This is a genomic window from Hymenobacter agri (assembly GCF_054778495.1).
This window is the reverse complement of record NZ_BAAGZM010001130.1, coordinates 1-780: the sequence shown is the minus strand read 5'-3', so window position 1 is coordinate 780 and position 780 is coordinate 1. Positions and strand designations below refer to the sequence as shown.

Sequence of the window (780 nt, the reverse complement as noted above, 5' to 3'; positions counted from 1 at the left end):
GGCACGCTGGCGGGCCTGCTCACCGGCCTGGCCGGGGCCGAGCAGGCTGTGGGCGTGGCGGCGCTGAAAAACGGCGGCTTTTTGCGGGCGGAAATTGATGCGCTGACGCAAGTGGCCACCGGGCGGCGGTGCCTTAACTACGTGCTGCAAACCGACTACCATTTCGGCGGCTACGCCAAATATTCGGCCGAGCTGCTGGCTTTTATCGCGCAGTTTCGGCAGCGGCACGGGGTGCTGCTCGACCCGATTTATACCGGCAAGCTGCTCTTTGGCGTACTCAATTTGATTGGGCGCGGCCACTTTTCACCCGGTAGCACGGTGGTAGCCATCCACACCGGCGGGCAGCAGGCGTGGGCGGGCTGGGAGGCCAGGTTTGGTGCGTTAAGCGAGTGAGGCTACGAGAACCAGCCTCTCGGAAAAAACTAACTTTTAACAAATTCCATCCGCAAAGCGCCGCTCGAAGGGGCCTCGAAGGAACGACGAAGGCACCCGCGAAATGCGGGCTTCGGAGTATTCGACTTCGACACACTGCCTCATCGGCCGCATCTCGATGGCCGTCGAGGGTTGCCGCGGTTGCCTACTGGGGCTCAGCTACTGCGTAGCGCACGGGAGCGGCGGCCAGTGCTTTACGCGTCCAGTAAGCATTCACCTGCTGCTGGCTGCGGCGGTGCTGCAGGGCTTCGAGGGCGCCGCCGAAGAGCACCAGGTTGCCGTACTGGCTGGTGGTGAGCACGCGGGCCAGCTGCCGGTGGTAGCGGGCGGCCACCACGCTCGCGGCGG

At 64.5% G+C, this 780-nt stretch carries 1 protein-coding gene and 1 pseudogene; one reads left to right on the top strand and one right to left on the bottom strand.

Going from position 1 to position 780, the window contains the following annotated elements:
- Positions 1 to 393, top strand: a pseudogene (locus tag ACYVDE_RS24900) (1-aminocyclopropane-1-carboxylate deaminase/D-cysteine desulfhydrase); the annotation flags it as partial.
- 184 nt (positions 394 to 577) lie between these two features.
- On the opposite strand, the gene ACYVDE_RS24895 reads toward ACYVDE_RS24900, so the two are convergent.
- Positions 578 to 780, bottom strand: a 203-nt coding sequence (locus tag ACYVDE_RS24895) for a hypothetical protein (RefSeq protein ID WP_460504201.1), incomplete at its 5' end; no start/stop codon positions are given.